General features: G+C 46.2%; 15 protein-coding genes. 10 read left to right on the forward strand and 5 right to left on the reverse strand.

Translation table 11 applies throughout. The features are described 5' to 3' along the window. The first annotated feature begins 305 nt into the window (after positions 1 to 305). From E7X57_RS04235 to E7X57_RS04250, 4 genes are read left to right on the forward strand one after another with little or no spacing between them, the layout of a single operon-like run. On the forward strand, positions 306 to 848 hold the full coding sequence (locus E7X57_RS04235; protein ID WP_048193678.1) for a pyruvate ferredoxin oxidoreductase subunit gamma: 543 nt from the start codon (positions 306 to 308) through the stop codon (positions 846 to 848). 3 nt (positions 849 to 851) lie between these two features. Then, on the forward strand, positions 852 to 1,112 hold the full coding sequence (gene porD / locus E7X57_RS04240; protein WP_135610872.1) for a pyruvate synthase subunit PorD: 261 nt from the start codon (positions 852 to 854) through the stop codon (positions 1,110 to 1,112). Beyond that, positions 1,112 to 2,326: a pyruvate synthase subunit PorA gene (gene porA / locus E7X57_RS04245; RefSeq protein ID WP_135610874.1), complete on the forward strand. Its 1,215-nt coding sequence runs from the start codon at positions 1,112 to 1,114 to the stop codon at positions 2,324 to 2,326. Before porD ends, porA begins: the two co-directional genes overlap by 1 nt. Beyond that, positions 2,323 to 3,198: a thiamine pyrophosphate-dependent enzyme gene (locus E7X57_RS04250; RefSeq protein ID WP_135610876.1), complete on the forward strand. Its 876-nt coding sequence runs from the start codon at positions 2,323 to 2,325 to the stop codon at positions 3,196 to 3,198. Before porA ends, E7X57_RS04250 begins: the two co-directional genes overlap by 4 nt. Before the next feature lie 104 nt (positions 3,199 to 3,302). On the opposite strand, the gene E7X57_RS04255 is transcribed toward E7X57_RS04250, so the two are convergent. Continuing rightward, positions 3,303 to 4,703 (reverse strand): sodium:alanine symporter family protein, encoded by a 1,401-nt coding sequence (locus E7X57_RS04255; RefSeq protein WP_135610878.1) that lies wholly within the window; start codon positions 4,701 to 4,703, stop codon positions 3,303 to 3,305. Between the two features lie 168 nt (positions 4,704 to 4,871). On the opposite strand from E7X57_RS04255, the gene nth reads away from it, so the two are divergent. From nth to E7X57_RS04275, 4 genes are all read left to right on the forward strand, one after another. Further along, positions 4,872 to 5,504, forward strand: a complete 633-nt coding sequence (gene nth / locus E7X57_RS04260) for an endonuclease III (protein ID WP_135610880.1) — start codon at positions 4,872 to 4,874, stop codon at positions 5,502 to 5,504. A 24-nt stretch (positions 5,505 to 5,528) separates the two neighbouring features. Further along, the gene (locus E7X57_RS04265; protein WP_135610883.1) at positions 5,529 to 6,278 is read left to right on the forward strand and encodes a hypothetical protein; all 750 of its coding nucleotides are present in this window, start codon (positions 5,529 to 5,531) and stop codon (positions 6,276 to 6,278) included. Between the two features lie 131 nt (positions 6,279 to 6,409). Continuing rightward, a complete protein-coding gene (dinB, locus tag E7X57_RS04270; RefSeq protein WP_135610885.1) occupies positions 6,410 to 7,504 on the forward strand; it encodes a DNA polymerase IV in 1,095 nt (364 codons plus the stop codon). A 62-nt stretch (positions 7,505 to 7,566) separates the two neighbouring features. Further along, entirely contained in the window at positions 7,567 to 8,289 is a 723-nt protein-coding gene (locus E7X57_RS04275; RefSeq protein ID WP_135610888.1) for an AAA family ATPase, read from the forward strand. Between the two features lie 25 nt (positions 8,290 to 8,314). Here E7X57_RS04275 and E7X57_RS04280 read toward each other — a convergent pair whose 3' ends face one another. Next, positions 8,315 to 11,929, reverse strand: a complete 3,615-nt coding sequence (locus E7X57_RS04280) for a hydantoinase B/oxoprolinase family protein (RefSeq protein WP_135610890.1) — start codon at positions 11,927 to 11,929, stop codon at positions 8,315 to 8,317. A 55-nt stretch (positions 11,930 to 11,984) separates the two neighbouring features. Between E7X57_RS04280 and E7X57_RS04285 the strand changes: the two genes are divergently transcribed. Then, positions 11,985 to 12,503, forward strand: a complete 519-nt coding sequence (locus tag E7X57_RS04285; RefSeq protein ID WP_167880884.1) for a phosphatase PAP2 family protein — start codon at positions 11,985 to 11,987, stop codon at positions 12,501 to 12,503. On the opposite strand, the gene purF is transcribed toward E7X57_RS04285, so the two are convergent. From purF to E7X57_RS04300, 3 genes are all read right to left on the reverse strand, one after another. Further along, positions 12,500 to 13,924: an amidophosphoribosyltransferase gene (gene purF, locus E7X57_RS04290; RefSeq protein ID WP_135610894.1), complete on the reverse strand. Its 1,425-nt coding sequence runs from the start codon at positions 13,922 to 13,924 to the stop codon at positions 12,500 to 12,502. The genes E7X57_RS04285 and purF overlap by 4 nt on opposite strands. A gap of 28 nt (positions 13,925 to 13,952) precedes the next feature. Next, positions 13,953 to 14,123, reverse strand: a complete 171-nt coding sequence (locus tag E7X57_RS04295) for a 50S ribosomal protein L37e (protein ID WP_081955726.1) — start codon at positions 14,121 to 14,123, stop codon at positions 13,953 to 13,955. A 114-nt stretch (positions 14,124 to 14,237) separates the two neighbouring features. Beyond that, positions 14,238 to 14,456 (reverse strand): LSm family protein, encoded by a 219-nt coding sequence (locus E7X57_RS04300; RefSeq protein ID WP_048193690.1) that lies wholly within the window; start codon positions 14,454 to 14,456, stop codon positions 14,238 to 14,240. A 226-nt stretch (positions 14,457 to 14,682) separates the two neighbouring features. Between E7X57_RS04300 and thiD the strand changes: the two genes are divergently transcribed. Then, positions 14,683 to 16,053, forward strand: a complete 1,371-nt coding sequence (thiD, locus tag E7X57_RS04305; protein ID WP_135610896.1) for a bifunctional hydroxymethylpyrimidine kinase/phosphomethylpyrimidine kinase — start codon at positions 14,683 to 14,685, stop codon at positions 16,051 to 16,053. The last annotated feature ends 69 nt before the right edge of the window (positions 16,054 to 16,122 follow it).

Consider the following 16,122-nt stretch of genomic DNA (forward strand, 5'->3'; position numbering starts at 1 on the left):
GTGCATTAAATATAATATGTGCCTTTTGATATCGTTTTTTAAGCCTATTCTTCTATTTTCTTGTTGATATTTTTCATTGATTTACCGAAAGACTAAATAGTAATTAGGATTGTACACAATTAAACATTGCATTTAGACTGCGATATATATTTTTGGCAGTCAATGTGTGTGAAAAACAACTGCGGCCTAAAGGTTCATGCCTTTTGGCGCTACATTCCAAATACTATTGGACCTTGTCCAAAAACGAATGTGGTAGTTGTTCATTATTGAATAATTATACACTTATTGTCTTACGGAGAATACACATGAAAGAAATAAGAATACACGGTCGAGGCGGACAGGGTTCTGTCACTGCTGCCGAGCTGCTGGCTGTTGCAGCTTTTGCTGATGGTAAGTTCAGCCAGGCATTCCCGGCTTTTGGTGTGGAACGCCGTGGTGCACCTGTTCAGGCATTTACAAGGATCAGTGATGATCCTATCAGACTCAGAGCTCAGGTCTATGAGCCGGACTATGTTATCGTCCAGGACCCAACGCTTCTTGAGGTAGTCAGTATCGCAAGCGGTGCAAAGGACGACGGAATCATTCTTATTAACAGTGATTTTGATCCGGAACACTTCGACCTTGACACCAATGCTAAGATCATGACGGTCAACGCTACCAAGATCGCCCTTGATATTATTGGAAGGCCTATTGTGAACACTGTTCTCTTAGGTGCTTTCGCAGGTGCATCAGGTCTTATCGACCCGGCATCCATCAAGGAAGCTGTCATGGAGCGCTTCCCCGGCAAGGTCGGCGAGAAGAACGCAGAGGCTATCCAGAAAGCCTACGATATGATGATGGAGGCTTAAATTATGACAATCCCACCAGGAGGAGTCTGTGCTCCAGGTTCCACTCTTGTTAACAAGACCGGAGGATGGAGAACATTCAAACCTGTTTACGATTATGACAAATGCGTCAAATGCAAGCTGTGTGAGCTCTTATGTCCGGATATGTCCGTTGATCCAAGGGACGATGGTTTCTTTGAGTTCAACTATGACTTCTGCAAAGGATGCGGTATTTGTGCTAACGAATGTCCAAAGGACGCTATTGAAATGGTTCTGGAGGAAAAATAATGAAGCGTGATTTTGAGAAAGACAAGAAGGACATGGTTGTCGTTGAGGGATCATATGCAGTTGCAAGCGCTGTGAAATCCTGCAGACCAAATGTTATCTCAGCATATCCTATCACTCCGCAGACCCATATTGTGGAAGATCTTTCACAGTTGATGGCTGACGGTGCGATACCAAATTGTGAGTATATCAACGTAGAATCCGAGTTCTCTGCCCTTTCCGCACTGGTAGGTTCATCCGCAGCAGGAGCAAGGAGCTACTCTGCAACAACTTCCCAGGGTCTTGAGCTTATGCACGAGGTACTGTTCAACGTTTCAGGTATGAGATTACCTGTTGTAATGACCGTTGCGAACAGAGCAGTAAGTGCACCGATCAACATCTGGAACGACCAGCAGGATTCCATCTCCCAGAGAGACACCGGCTGGATCCAGCTCTATGCAGAGGACACGCAGGAAATTTCCGATATGACCGCACAGGCATTCAAGATCGCTGAGGATCCGGATATCCTGCTTCCGGTAATGACCTGTATGGATGGTTTCATCCTGTCACACGTTTATGAACCGGTCGTACTTCTTGATGATGACATGGTAGCAGAATACCTGCCACCATTCGAGCCTGAGTTCAAGCTCGACCCGAAAAACCCAAAGACCTTTGGTGCATTCGCAGATCCAAACTCTTACACCGAGTTCAGGTACCTGCAGCAGCAGGCAATGGACAAGGCACTGAAGACGATCGAAGATGCTGCAGATGAGTTCTATGACCTCTTTGGCAGGCATTATGGTGGTCTTATTGACACATATGAGACAGAAGATGCAGATATCATCCTCATGGCAATGGGTTCAATTGTAGGTACCATCAAGGATTCCATTGACAAGCTCAGGGCAAAAGGCGTCAAGGTAGGTCTGTTAAAGGTCAGGTCCTTCCGTCCGTTCCCTGTTGAAGCTATCAAGAATGTCGTTAAGGATGCAAAGGTAGTTGTTGCACTCGATAAGAACATCTCTATCGGTCTTAACGAAGGTGCACTGTTGACAGAGACCAAGTCAAGTCTGTACAATACTAAGATCAATGTTCCTGTGATCGGCTTCATGATCGGTCATGGTGGACGAGATATTCCTACGGGAACTATAGATAACATCATTGATGAGGCAAAGAAAGTAATGGATTCAGGTATCACTGTCGAAAGCCAGTTCACTGACCTGAAGGAGGAGTTGTTATGAAATCACTGTTAGCACCAGGACACAGGGGATGCGCAGGTTGCTGTGACGCAATGGCTGCAAAGTTCACACTCATGGCAGCTGGCGAGGACTGTATTGTTGTAAGTCCTACCGGATGCCTTGAAGTTATGACAACCCCATACCCTGAATCATCATGGGATGTCCCATTTATCCACTCCCTTTTCGAGAACAATGCAGCAGTAGCATCAGGAATCGAAGCTGCTCTTAAGGCAAAGGGCGAGATGGGCAATACAAAGATCATTGCAATGGGCGGTGACGGTGCAACCCTTGATATCGGTATGCGCTCCGTATCCGGTGCATTCGAGCGTGGACATGATTTCACATTCGTCTGTATCGACAACGAAGCATACATGAACACCGGTGTACAGAGAAGTGGTGCAACACCATTTGCTGCATCTACCACAACCAGTCCATCAGGTGAGGTATCTTTCGGTAACCTCCGTCCAAAGAAGAACATGCCTGCTATCATAGCTGCACACGGTTCACCATATGTTGCAACAACTTCCATCGGATATCCAAAGGATATGATCAGGAAGGTAAAGGCAGCAATTGATGTTGAAGGTCCTACCTACGTGCACGCACATTCACCATGTACAACAGGATGGGGATTTGATACTTCCAAGACCGTAGAGGTCGCAAAGATGGCAGTAGAGACATGCCTCTGGCCACTCTATGAAATGGAAGATGGTGAGGTCACCAAGGTCAAGAAGATCAAGAACCCAAAACCAGTCGAAGATTATCTCAAGATGCAGCGCCGTTTCAAGCACCTTTTCATAAAGGAAGGCGGAGACGATTTCATAAAACAGATCCAGGCGCTCGCTGACAAGAACATTGAGAAATTCGGGTTACAGTAAACCCGAATCTCATTTCTTTTTTTCTTTTTTTACCGATCCTGATTTTGTATAATTGTTATTTCCGGTTCTTTCTGTCCTTATCATCTTCGTTCCAGCTATTAATCTCAGTAGCTATCGCTTTCCTCTTCAAGACCATCAAAGTACTTCCTTGTCTCCCGGATGATTATCTTGCGTAATGCCAGAATAGCTATCAGGTTCGGGATCACCATAAGGCCGTTGACGATGTCTGCAAGGATCCAGATGGTGTCCAGCGTCAGGTAAACTCCGCCTCCTACAAGTGCTATGTAGATCACCCTGTAAGGCATGATACCCCGGACACCCACAAGGAAATGTACACATCTTTCACCGTAGTAGTTCCATCCAAGTATGGTCGTAAATGCAAAGAACATCAGTCCTATTCCGACAATATAGATCCCGATGCTTTCAAGGCCGGTTGAAAATGCATAGCTTGTCATGTAAGCTCCTTCGTATTCACTGGTCCATGATCCTGTCATTACAAGGACGATCCCAGTCATCGTACAGAGGATTATCGTGTCGAAGAATGTCCCGGTCATAGAAATGAGTCCCTGTTTTGCAGGCTCCTTTATCCTGGCTGCAGCTGCTGCGATTGGTGCACTTCCAAGTCCTGATTCATTGGAGAACACTCCTCTTGCAATTCCCATCTGGATCGCGAGGATCATGGTGGATCCAAGGAAACCTCCTGCTGCGGCTGTTGGGGTAAAGGCGGAACTTATGATAATTGAAATTGCTGAAGGCAGTGAGCTGATATTTATGGTTATTATGAGTAGGCATCCAAGTACATAGGCTATAGCCATGAAAGGAACCACCACTTCTGCTACCTTCGCTATACTTCTGATACCGCCTATGGTTACCATGGCCACCAAGATGGTAATTGCTGCTGCTGTATAGAACGGAGGGACATTGAATGTTATAGCTGCTGAATCAGCGATGGCATTGACCTGGGGGAAGATGCCGATCCCGAAGAACGCGACGCCGACTCCACTAAAGGCAAAGAAGGTTGCAAGTGGCTTGCTATAGGACTTGTCTGCCAGGCCTCTGGTGATGTAATGCATGGGTCCGCCTGCCATATGCCCGTTCTCATCGATGGTTCTGTACTTCACTGCAAGCATGCATTCGGCATATTTTGTTGCCATTCCGAAGAACGCTGCCAGCCACATCCAGAAAAGAGCCCCTGGTCCTCCGGCTTTGATAGCAGTAGCAACCCCTACGATATTACCGGTGCCAATTGTGGCTGCAAGTGCTGTTGTCAGGGCTGCGAAGCTGGAGATGTCTCCAGCATTTTTATTGTCAGAAGGGTCCGACCTGATCACATATCGTAATGCCAGGGGGAGTCTGAAAACCTGTATGAAACCAAGGCTGAGTGTGAGGTAGACTCCTGTTCCTACAAGAAAGAGAAGTAATGGTGGCCCCCATACAAAACTATCGATGTTCCTGAGAATACTGAGAATATCAGTTTCGGCATTGAACAGGTTAAGAAAATCCATATTCTTCTCTATAAGCTCTTAAAGTATATTTATTTCAATGGTACTACCTGTGGGGCTTTTGCAGGATACTCTCTTTAATTCAATGGCTAACTCAATTGTTGATCCAATTACCCTCCATTTCAGGAAAACGTTTTGTATTGTGCTAACAAAATAACTGTGAGGATCACAATGGACAATACCGAAAATTTCAACCAGATATGGTCTATACTGAAAAATGAATATCCTGATCCACAACCTGAGCTGGATTACACTAATGAGTTCGAACTTCTGATCGCGACCATCCTTTCAGCACAGTGTACGGATACACAGGTGAACAAAGTGACATCTGAGCTTTTTAGCAAGTATCCTGATGTCGGATCACTTGCTGCTGCTGATATCAATGATCTTGAAAAGGAGATATATTCTACCGGATTCTATCGTGCAAAATCAAAGAACATCAAAAGGACATCACAGTTGATAATCTCTGATTTTGGTGGGAATGTCCCGGATACCATGGAGGATCTGACCTCGCTTCCCGGGGTTGCAAGGAAGACTGCTAATATCGTGCTTGCAAGAGGGTTTGGGAAAGTTGAAGGCATTGCCGTGGACACTCATGTGAAAAGGGTTTCCGGTAAGTTAGGGCTTACTGAGAACACAGACCCGAAGAAGATCGAAAAGGACCTGATGAAGCTTACGGAACAGGCGGAATGGGATGACCTTTCAATGACCCTTATCCTTCATGGACGTCGGGTTTGTGATGCGAAGAAACCTAGGTGCAGTATATGCATGGTTGCAGAATTGTGTCCGTCAAGTATCGAATGAGCAATATTTCCGGGAGCAATTAATATGAATATCCGTTCAAAATATTTAATGTTTGGATTTGGACTTGTTTTGGCATCGGCTATCCTCCACCTGATACATTACCTCATATTCCATGATATGCACCACATTTCCATCTATCTTGTGGGAAGAATTGCTTTTGTGCCACTGGAAGTCCTGCTTGCCTCTTTGATCATCCACCACTTCCTTGAGCGTATCGAGAAAAAGCACCAGATGGAAAAACTGAACATGATAATCGGGAGTTTTTTCAGTGAGGTTGGTACCAACCTTCTTACAGTGATCTCTGATGCTGATCCGGACCTTGACAGGGTAAGGGAGAAATTTGTCATAAAGGATATATGGTCTGAAAGCGACTTCTCAAATCTTGAGTTATTCCTTAAGAACTATGATTACAAGGTCGATACAAGAAAGATCGATCTGGTCTCATTCTCTTCGTCACTGGTCAGCAAAAGAGCGTACATGGCATCTCTGTTACAGAACCCTATAATGTTCGAGCATGAGCCATTCACTGAGCTTCTCAGGGCTGTATTCCATATGACGGAGGAATTGGATTACAGGGAAGACCTTTCAGCTCTTCCGGAGTCTGATAAGATTCATCTTTCAGGTGACATTAAAAGGGTTTACAGTTTACTGGCACGCGAATGGCTGGTGTATATGCAGTATCAGAAAGCCAACTATCCGTTCCTGTTCTCACTTGCGATGAGGACAAATCCGTTCGATAAGGATGCAAGTGTTGTAATAAACAATAATTCCTGAGAATTTCCTATGAATATTTTCATTTTGGAAAATCAGGGTATCTTAGTGGAATGCAGGTCTTTCTCTTGACCTCACTTTCACTTCACTTGCCAAATCCTTAAAACCAACTTAATACATAATAACTCTTTACAATGTCACGAGTTATCCTCCATGTTGATATGGATTACTTCTACGCTGCTATCGAAGAGCGTGAGGACCCTTCTATCAAGGGCAAAGCTGTTGTTGTCTGCATGTATTCCAACAGGGGTGAAGAGGGAGGGGCTGTCAGCACCTGTAACTACATTGCGAGGGAAGATGGCATTCATTCTGCCATGCCATGCAGGCTTGCAAAATCCATAAACCCTGATGCTGTCTATTTGCCTGTCAGGAAAGAGTTCTACACTGAAGTATCGGACCGTATAATGGAAATTCTCAGGTCATATGGTGATGGTGATGGTGAACTTTTTGAAAAGATCGGTATCGATGAGGCATTTATTGAGATCACGCACAGATCCGACGGTGACTTCGATGCAGCAGAGGAGATCGCAAAACAGATCAAAGAGGATGTAAAAAAGCTGGAGGGTCTTACCTGTTCGGTAGGTATCGGACCTAACAAGATCATTGCCAAGATGGCGTCCTCCCGGCAGAAACCGGATGGTGTTACTCTCATTCGACCTGAGGATGTTGAGAGCTTCCTTATGGAAATGCCTGTGTCAAAGCTCTGGGGCATAGGAAATGTCACAGAAGGAAAACTGGCTGAAATGGGCATTGAGACGGTGAAGGATCTTGCAGGATGGGATGTGCAGGAGCTAATTGGCGCTTTCGGAAAGACCCGGGGAACCTGGCTCAAAATGGCTGCATCGGGTATCGATGACAGTCCTGTGAAAGAGAAGACTGCTTCTGACCAGATTGGCAGGATGGCTTCACTGACCCACGATACTCGCAAGAGTGACCTTGTGCTTTCCCTGCTGGATGAGCTTGTGGATGATGTGTTCGGAAAAGTTCAGGCACGAAGTGTATCTTTCAGGTCTGTTACAGTAACTGTCATTTATTCCAATTTTAAAACAGTTACCAAGAGCCGCACATTGAATCTCCCTGTTTCAGATAAGTCAATGCTCAGGGAGACATCTTACCAGATAATGACCGAGCTGCTGGATAATAGTACGCTTAATCTCAGGCGCATAGGTGTGCGCGTGGGTAACCTTCAGGAAAGCAAGGGGCAGAAAACGCTGGCAGATTTCTTCTAATAACTATTTTTAGCTTATGTGGTAGATGCTGGTATTAAGTAATAAAAAAGGAATAATGACCAATGTTCTTAAGGACAATTTCACTAAGGGACTCAGAAGACGTTGATAAAAGCACTTACCCTTTCACAATTCCTGTTATCAGGAACTTTCGAGAACTCGAACTGACGGGCAACGTAACCTTCTTTGTCGGCGAGAACGGTTCCGGCAAATCCACAATGCTGGAAGCCATAGCCCATCAGGCAGGTTTCAATACCGCCGGGGGGAGCCGCAATAACCTGTATGAGGTCCACAGGTCTACTTCTGTTTTCGGTGAACATCTCCGTTTCTCATGGATGCCAAAGGTCTCAGAGGGTTTTTTCCTGAGGTCGGAAACCTTCTACGATTTTGCATCCCATATCGATGAACTCCAAAAAGTTGATGGCAGGGCCTACGATGCCTATGGTGGCAAGTCCCTTCATGAGCAGTCCCACGGAGAGTCGTTCCTCTCCCTTTTCAACAACCGGTTCAGGAACGGCCTGTATCTTCTTGACGAGCCTGAAGCTGCCCTCTCTCCGTTGAGGCAGTTGTCCCTGCTGAAGATAATCCATGACATGGAATCAAGTGGAAGGGCACAGTTCATAATTGCCACACATTCTCCCATACTCATGGGATATCCGGACTGCCGGATACTTGACTTTGATGGCGATCACATAACTGAAGTTGAGTATGAGGATACGGACCATTACAACATCACAAAGGATTTCCTCAATGCGAGGGAGCGTTATTTCAGGGAACTTTTTCGTTGAATGACCTTTTGCTTTTACTCAACTTTCATTCACCTTTTCCGAAACCCCCGCCTCCAGGTGTTTCTATCACTAATAGATCCCCTTCATCCATATCGATCTCAGCAGTTCCTTCGATCTCCTCGCATTCCCCCCTCTTTCTTATGACCATATTACTGCCACATTTCCCACCCTCACCACCGTTCATGCCGAAAGGAGGGTACTTCCTGTGTGAAGAAAGGATTGCTGCTTTCATCTTTTCAAGGAATCGAACCTTGCGGACAACGCCGTTCCCGCCGGCGTGTCTTCCCCGACCTCCGCTTCCTTTTCGGATAGAGAACTCCTCGAGCAGCACCGGGAAGCGCAGTTCAAGTACCTCCGGATCGGTTATCCGGGAGTTGGTCATATGCGTCTGCACAGCATCGGTCCCGTTAAAGTCATTTCCTGCACCGGAACCCCCGCAGATGGTCTCATAATACTGGTATTCGTGATTCCCGAAGGTGAAATTGTTCATTGTTCCCTGCGATGCGGCCATTACTCCTAAAGCAGCATAAAGAGAGTCAACGATGTACTGAGAGGTCTCAACATTCCCTGCCACCACTGCAGCAGGACAGGATGGATTCAAAAGGCACCCTTGTGGTATGATGATCTCAAGCGGTTTCATGCATCCTGCATTCAGCGGGATGTTCTCTTTTACCAGGGTGCGGAAAACATAGAGTACGGCAGCCCTGCAAATTGAGGCAGGTGCGTTGAAGTTGCTATCCTGTTGTGGTGAGGTGCCGGTAAGATCGATGCAGGCAGAGCGTTTCTCATGATCGATGGTAATATTTACACATATCTGGCTTTCATCATCAAGTATGTAGGTAAAACTTCCATCATGAAGTACTTCGATAACTCTTCGGACTGCTTCCTCTGCGTTGTCCTGAATATGCTGCATGTATGAACTGACGGTTTCAAGTGAATATTTCTCCACCATCTTCTCAAGTTGTTGTATCCCTTTCTCATTAGCAGCCATCTGTGCTTTTAGGTCTGCTATGTTCTGTTGGGGATTGCGTGACGGGTGATCGTTCGATCTCAGAAGCTTCAGGATCTCTGCTTCCTGAAATATGCCTCCATCCCTCATTTTGAAATTCTCTATCAGGATGCCCTCTTCGGATATCTTCCTGCTCTTTGGTGGCATGGAGCCGGGCGTTACACCTCCTATGTCTGCATGGTGACCACGGGATGCCACATAGAACTTTGCTTCTTCGGTGCTGCAAAAAACAGGTGATATCACCGTGATGTCCGGAAGGTGAGTACCTCCTGAATATGGGGAATTGAGCATGTAGGCATCCCCTGATCTCATTTTTCCGTTCGTTGATCGAATGATGGCCTTGACCGATCCCTCCATGGATCCCAGATGGACCGGGATGTGGGGTGCGTTGGCTATGAGGTTCCCGTTGTTGTCGAAGATAGCACAGGAAAAGTCCAGGCGTTCCTTTATGTTGACTGAATGTGCGGTGTTCTGCAAACGGTATCCCATCTGCTCGGCAATGGACATGAAACGGTTATTGAACACTTCGAGCATCACCGGGTCAGCATCAGTACCGATTGCAACATGTTCTGCCGGTGCTTCCGTGCGAGTTAGTACAATATGGTCCAGGGCCGTGATCTCCGCTTCCCATGATGGTTCCACAACGATCGTGGTCGTATCTTCAATGATAAGTGCAGGTCCTTTCACCACATGACCGGGTTTCAGGCATTTTCTTATGAATACTGGTGTGTGGTGGTATTCTCCGCATGTGTACATCTCAACGTTTGTCTCATGCATGCACTCGCCTTCCGCGACCTCGTTATTGATGCTCTCTTCCGGGATCTCATTTAGTCCTATGATCTCCAGTGAAATGCTGGAAATTACAAGGTTGCGTTCTTCCATCACAAAACCAAATTGCTCTTTGTGAGCTTCAAGGAAACTTTCCAGGATCGCTTCGAACTTCCCAAAGAAGACCTCAAGGGATGTGTCGGTGCCACTATATCTCACATGTACCTTACGTTCGACCACAATATTCTCTTCCGTAACTCCCTGCTTTTTCATGGCAGCAGATCCATGATTTTCCAGTTCTTCGAACAATTTATGAATATCATTGATCGCTTTATCGGTAAGTTCTTCTTCCACAGATTTCTCAAGGATCATCCTCTGGTCTGCAAGCCCCATTCCGTACGCTGATAGCACGCCGGCATATGGGTGTATGAACACACTTGTCATCCCAAGAGAATCTGCAACAAGGCATGCATGCTGGGCACCTGCACCTCCGAAACAGCACAATGTGTAATCTTTCAGGTCGTATCCTCTTTGCGTTGAGATCTTCTTGATCGCATTTGCCATGTTCTCTACGGCAACGGTAAGGAACCCTTCGGCAACCTGTCCAGGCGTGGTGTTCTCTCCTGTGTCTGCAGATATTTTCCCTGCAATTTTGATAAAACGAGAGCTTACTACATCAGAGTCCATTGGCAATGTTCCGGATTCCCCGAAAACATTAGGGAAGAACCCGGGTATTATCCTTGACAGCATCACGTTACAATCTGTAACTGTCAGCGGACCTCCATGTCTGTAACAGGAAGGTCCGGGATCAGAGCCTGCAGAATCAGGACCGACCTGATATCTTCCATCATCAAAATGCAATATAGAACCTCCTCCGGCTGCAACGGTATGGATGTTCATCATTGGTGAATAGAGGTGTATCCCTGCGACCTCGTTCTCAAAAGAGCGCTCATATTCCCCGTTGTAATGTGCCACGTCGGTGGATGTTCCGCCCATATCAAAACTGATGATCTTCTCGAATCCTGCCATTCCTGATACTCTGGCAGCTCCGACGATTCCTCCCGCGGGGCCCGAAAGTATGCTGTCCTTCCCCCTGAAGGACATTGCATCGGTCAATCCGCCATTGGATTGCATGAACAGCAACTTTGTATTATTCCCATCCGCATGCAGGACAGACAGTATCCTGTTCACATATCGCTGCAGGACAGGGGAGAGATAAGTATCGACCATTGTGGTCTCCCCACGACCAACGATCTTTATAAGTGGACTGACCCTGTGGGAAAGTGATATGTTGTTAAAACCAATGCCCTGTGCTATTCTCTCAATGGCCAGTTCATGCTCAGGGTAGCGGTATGAGTGCATAAGTACAACTGCAAGTGACCGTATCCCGCTAGCATAGACGACTTCAAGGTCTTTCCGGATCTTTTCTTCATCAGGCACTATTAGTTCTTCACCTCTGGCACTGTGTCTCTGTTCCACTTCGAGTACCTCTTCATAGAGTACTTCAGGCAGTTCTATTTCAAGTGCGAAAATATCCGGGCGGTTCTGGTAACCGATCCGCAGTGCATCCTTGAAGCCTTTGGTTATAACAAGTGCAGATGCCTCCCCTTTCCTTTCCAGAAGTGCATTCGTTCCCACGGTGGTTCCCATCTTAATGCAGTCTATTTTCTGTCTGGGGAGTTCATCATCTTTTGAAAGCCCAAGCAATCGACGTATGCCCTGTATGGCTGCATCCTCATAGTGCTCAGGGTCTTCTGAGAGCAATTTCTGTGTAACAATGCTTCCATCCGGTCTCATGGCGACAACATCGGTGAAAGTACCGCCTCTGTCGATCCAGAAATGCCATTTTTTATCATTGGACATGTTGGGGAACCTCGATTGCAAAAATGTTTATCCTATACAGTTCCTACAATTATTTATGTCGTTCTCATCCATGGAGGTCCAGATAGTTCAGATGCTGAACTCCTATCCTGTACTGGATCCTTTTATGGTGTTCCTTTCTGTTGTGGGTGAGGGTCCTTTGTGGATATTAATAGGGTCGTATCTTTACCTCTCTGGCTCAAAAAGAGCCGCAGTGTATTTTGGTCTGATGCTACTATCTGTGTGGATCGCGGCCACCGTTCTGAAATCCTGGCTAATGGTCCCAAGGCCTGAGGACGTACGCTTTGTTCTAGAAACATCAGGATATTCAATGCCAAGTATTCACTCTGGCATGGCATTTGCAACAGCAATGTTCCTGCACCCGATAGCAGGAAAAATCAAATTTCTTTTGTGGGCTGGTGCTATATTAATGGCATTTAGTCGTGTTTTTGCAGGGGTCCACTATCCATCAGATGTGATAGCTGGTGCTGTTCTTGGTGTCGTTATGGGGTTCCTCTGGATAAGAATGGAACTCTATACAAATGTATATTTACAAAAAAGAGAGGATTCGGATTAATCCTTGTCCTTGAACTCATCGAGTTTGAGTTGCTTGCGGTGGCACTTTTCACCAGGGATCTCTACAGGGTAAAGTTCAGTGAGGCATCCGAGACAAAGTTCATTTCTGTCAATGCCGATAGACCTGACGAGGCCGTCGATGCTAAGATATCCAAGTGAGTCTGCAGTTATCGCATCCCTGACCATTTCCACGGGTTTCTTGGCAGCTATAAGCTCATCCCTTGAGGCCATATCAATTCCAAGGTAACATGGTGCAATGATCGCTGGACTTCCGATCCTTGCGTGAATCTCTTTAGCTCCTGCTTTGCGTACCATGTCAATGATACGTCGGGAGGTGGTTCCACGCACGATGCTGTCATCGATGAGAACGACCTTTTTATCCTTGAGGTTCTCAGAGATGGTGTTCATCTTAAGACGTACTGCTGTTTCCCGCATTGCCTGTCCGGGCAAGATAAATGTGCGTCCGATATAACGGTTCTTCATCAGCCCTTCCTGGTATTTGATCCCGGACTCTTCAGCATATCCTATAGCTGATGTGATCCCTGAGTCAGGTACCGGGGACACTATGTCGGCTTCTACCGGATGCTCGTGTGAAAGTTCCCTTCCGATCTTTTCACGAACCTTGTAAACAAGCTGTCCGTCAATAATGGAATCAGGCCTTGCAAAATAAATATATTCAAAAACACAATGTGCAGCGTTCTTCTCGTTGAACATCTGGTGGCTTTCAAAGCCATTTTCTGTGATCTCTACAACTTCACCGGGTCTTACATCCCTTGTAAGTTCACCGTTGAGCGTGTCAATAGCCACACTCTCTGATGCGACAACATATCCGCCGCTGATCTCTCCTATGCATAATGGTTTGAATCCCAGTGGGTCGCGGGCAGCAAAAAGCCGATCATCGATCATCAGGGCAAGGGAATATGATCCCTTAAGTCTTGACATCACTGCTTTGATGGATTCCAGGTGATCACGCTTTAGCATCTCCTTGACAAGAAGATGTGCGATGACCTCTGTATCAGAATTAGTAATAAAAATGCGCCCTTCGGATTCCAGTTCATCCCGAAGTTCCTGACCGTTCACAAGATTGCCGTTGTGTGCAATTGCAACGGTACCACTCTTGTAATTGACCATTAGTGGCTGGCAGTTCTCGATCTTTGAATCGCCGGTAGTGGAGTATCGGACATGTCCGAGACCAATGTTACCTTTGAGCTTCAGAAGATCCTCTTTGGAATAAACTTCCGGAACAAGCCCCATGCCTTTGATGGACTTGACGGTCTCTCCACATTTGACCGTAATTCCGGTAGATTCCTGTCCCCTATGCTGCAAGGCATAGAGGGCATAGTATATCTGAAGTGAAGCTGGTTTTGCCTGTGCATCTGCATTATGCATCAACACGCCGACAACGCCGCATTCTTCTTTCATTTATACTCCGATTGAGAAAAAGTATTTTTTAGTATTTGCACTTTCTCTGCCACTGGTAGCTTCTCATGCGTGATGTTTTTCCGAAACCGCATGATGTGCACTGTTTTGTATGGATGTTGAGTGAAACGCTTCCACAGCGTCTGCATTTAGCGTGTGTGCGTTTTTGCCTCTTACCCATTGATGGAGTACCTTTTGACATCTCTTAATCACCTTTTGTAAATCTATAATGTAATATGTTCCAGTATATCTCAACTGCTGTTAGCTGTAATTATATTGGTGGGTTTATCCCTGATGCACCTATTATTCTTATAGGTTACGGAGACACGTAGACAACGTTATCTCCTCTGATAACAACGCCACCGATCTTGCGGACGACTTCGCCGTCGCTTAATTCTTCTGCCTCTTCAAGTACAAGGTTCATGTGTACATCATATCCCTGAAGTACACCTCTAAATTCTCTTGTGCCCTTTAACCTGACAATGACGGATGTGTTCAAAGCATCGTTCAATATATCCAGAGGTCTGTTTCCCATTATTAATCGCCCCTAATGCATTATGATTTTGATAAGCTATGTTACTTTCGAACTTAATAAGGTTTTAGTTCTTGATTTAGTTCTTGATTAGAATCTCCATTGTTGCAAATACTCTATATAAACCTGTCGAAGATTGGCCTATGTCAGTGTGTCTCTTTAATAATCTCGTCATATCCTTGCGATGTAACCACTTGGTTTTTATTTAACAAGTTCAATCTTAAACTTCATGATAATAGAAGGCAGGAACATGGATGAGATGGATATAACTCCCGTAGTATTGACCATCGCCGGCTCAGATTCAGGCGGTGGGGCAGGTATCGAGGCTGACATCAAGACCTTTGGGTCACTATATGTGCACGGGACATGTGCCATAACCTCAGTAACGTCACAGAACACCACAGGTGTGAAGGCTGCATACGATCTGCCACCTTCAGTTGTATCTGACCAGATCGAAGCTGTCTGTACTGATATGGACGTCAGGTGGGCAAAGTCGGGCATGCTTTCATCTGCTGATATTGTCAGGGCAGTGGCAAAAAGTGTGAAAGAATATGGTCTTCATATCATCGTGGACCCTGTGATGGCCGCAGAGGCCGGCGGAGATCTTCTGAAGGAAGATGCCGTTTCCGTCCTGAAAGAAGAGCTACTGCCTCTTAGCTATGCCACAACCCCCAACATAGGTGAGGCACAGGTCCTTTCCGGCATCCCAATAAATTCGCGTGAGGATGCTAAGGAAGCCGCAAAGGCCATTGCTGCACTTGGGGTAAAGAACGTAGTGATCACAGGAGGTCATTCTGATGCTGTGGACCTGGTCTATGAATCTGAAAGTGATCTCTTCGCAGAGGTGCCCGGAAGGTTCATTGAAGGTGGTACTCATGGCTCGGGTTGCACATACTCTTCTGCACTTACGTCCTACCTTGCAAGAGGATACCCCATTGTAGATGCTGCCGCAGCTGCAAAGGAATTCGTTGAATATGGCATCCTTCTGAGCAGAAATATTGGAAAGGGCGTATCTCCTGTGAACCAGATGGGCTATCTCCAGATGATGGCAACAAAGGATGAAGTGCTTGCTAACACTGAAAAGGCCGTTAAGATGCTTGAGGACAGCCCCAATTTCTCCAGGCTTGTCGCAGAGGTCGGCTGTAATATAGCAATGGCCCTGCCGCACGCAAGGAAAGTATCTGATGTCGCTGCTGTCAATGGCAGGATCGTAAGGCTTCAGGGCAGGCCAAAGGTAGTAGGATGTGTCAGCTTTGGTGCAAGCAGCCACGTTGCAAGGATCGTTCTTGCGGCAATGGAGTTCGATCCGGAAATTCGTGCATCGGTCAACATAAGCTATTCAGGGAACGTGCTGGCTGTCTGTGAGGATATGGGACTTACAATGTCATCTTTTAGCCGTGCAGAAGAGCCGGAACACACCCACACTATGGACTGGGGTGTGACCTATGCAATTGATTCTTATGGCAGGGTTCCCGCCATTATCTCTGATGCCGGAGGCATGGGTAAGGAACCAATGGTCCGTGTTCTGGGAAGAGATGCAATAGAAGTTGCAAGTATCGCCCTGGAGGTCGCAGACCGTCTTGCAGTTCTGGAGGCTTAAGGTCTCCTTCTTTTTTTTAATATTTTTGTTCTTAATTTCATCTTATATTAAGATCATTTTAAGATACTA

The sequence above is a fragment of the Methanococcoides sp. AM1 genome (assembly GCF_900774055.1).
In the GTDB taxonomy this organism is placed as follows: domain Archaea; phylum Halobacteriota; class Methanosarcinia; order Methanosarcinales; family Methanosarcinaceae; genus Methanococcoides.

Coding starts and splice junctions, on each gene's coding strand:
- dinB (WP_135610885.1), top strand. CDS start 6,410: ATGTCACGAGTTATCCTCCATGTTGATATGGATTACTTCTACGCTGCT.
- porD (WP_135610872.1), top strand. CDS start 852: ATGACAATCCCACCAGGAGGAGTCTGTGCTCCAGGTTCCACTCTTGTT.
- E7X57_RS04255 (WP_135610878.1), bottom strand. CDS start 4,703: ATGGATTTTCTTAACCTGTTCAATGCCGAAACTGATATTCTCAGTATT.
- porA (WP_135610874.1), top strand. CDS start 1,112: ATGAAGCGTGATTTTGAGAAAGACAAGAAGGACATGGTTGTCGTTGAG.
- thiD (WP_135610896.1), top strand. CDS start 14,683: ATGATAATAGAAGGCAGGAACATGGATGAGATGGATATAACTCCCGTA.
- E7X57_RS04280 (WP_135610890.1), bottom strand. CDS start 11,929: ATGTCCAATGATAAAAAATGGCATTTCTGGATCGACAGAGGCGGTACT.
- E7X57_RS04275 (WP_135610888.1), top strand. CDS start 7,567: ATGTTCTTAAGGACAATTTCACTAAGGGACTCAGAAGACGTTGATAAA.
- E7X57_RS04235 (WP_048193678.1), top strand. CDS start 306: ATGAAAGAAATAAGAATACACGGTCGAGGCGGACAGGGTTCTGTCACT.
- E7X57_RS04265 (WP_135610883.1), top strand. CDS start 5,529: ATGAATATCCGTTCAAAATATTTAATGTTTGGATTTGGACTTGTTTTG.
- E7X57_RS04295 (WP_081955726.1), bottom strand. CDS start 14,123: ATGTCAAAAGGTACTCCATCAATGGGTAAGAGGCAAAAACGCACACAC.
- E7X57_RS04250 (WP_135610876.1), top strand. CDS start 2,323: ATGAAATCACTGTTAGCACCAGGACACAGGGGATGCGCAGGTTGCTGT.
- purF (WP_135610894.1), bottom strand. CDS start 13,924: ATGAAAGAAGAATGCGGCGTTGTCGGCGTGTTGATGCATAATGCAGAT.
- E7X57_RS04300 (WP_048193690.1), bottom strand. CDS start 14,456: ATGGGAAACAGACCTCTGGATATATTGAACGATGCTTTGAACACATCC.
- E7X57_RS04285 (WP_167880884.1), top strand. CDS start 11,985: ATGTCGTTCTCATCCATGGAGGTCCAGATAGTTCAGATGCTGAACTCC.
- nth (WP_135610880.1), top strand. CDS start 4,872: ATGGACAATACCGAAAATTTCAACCAGATATGGTCTATACTGAAAAAT.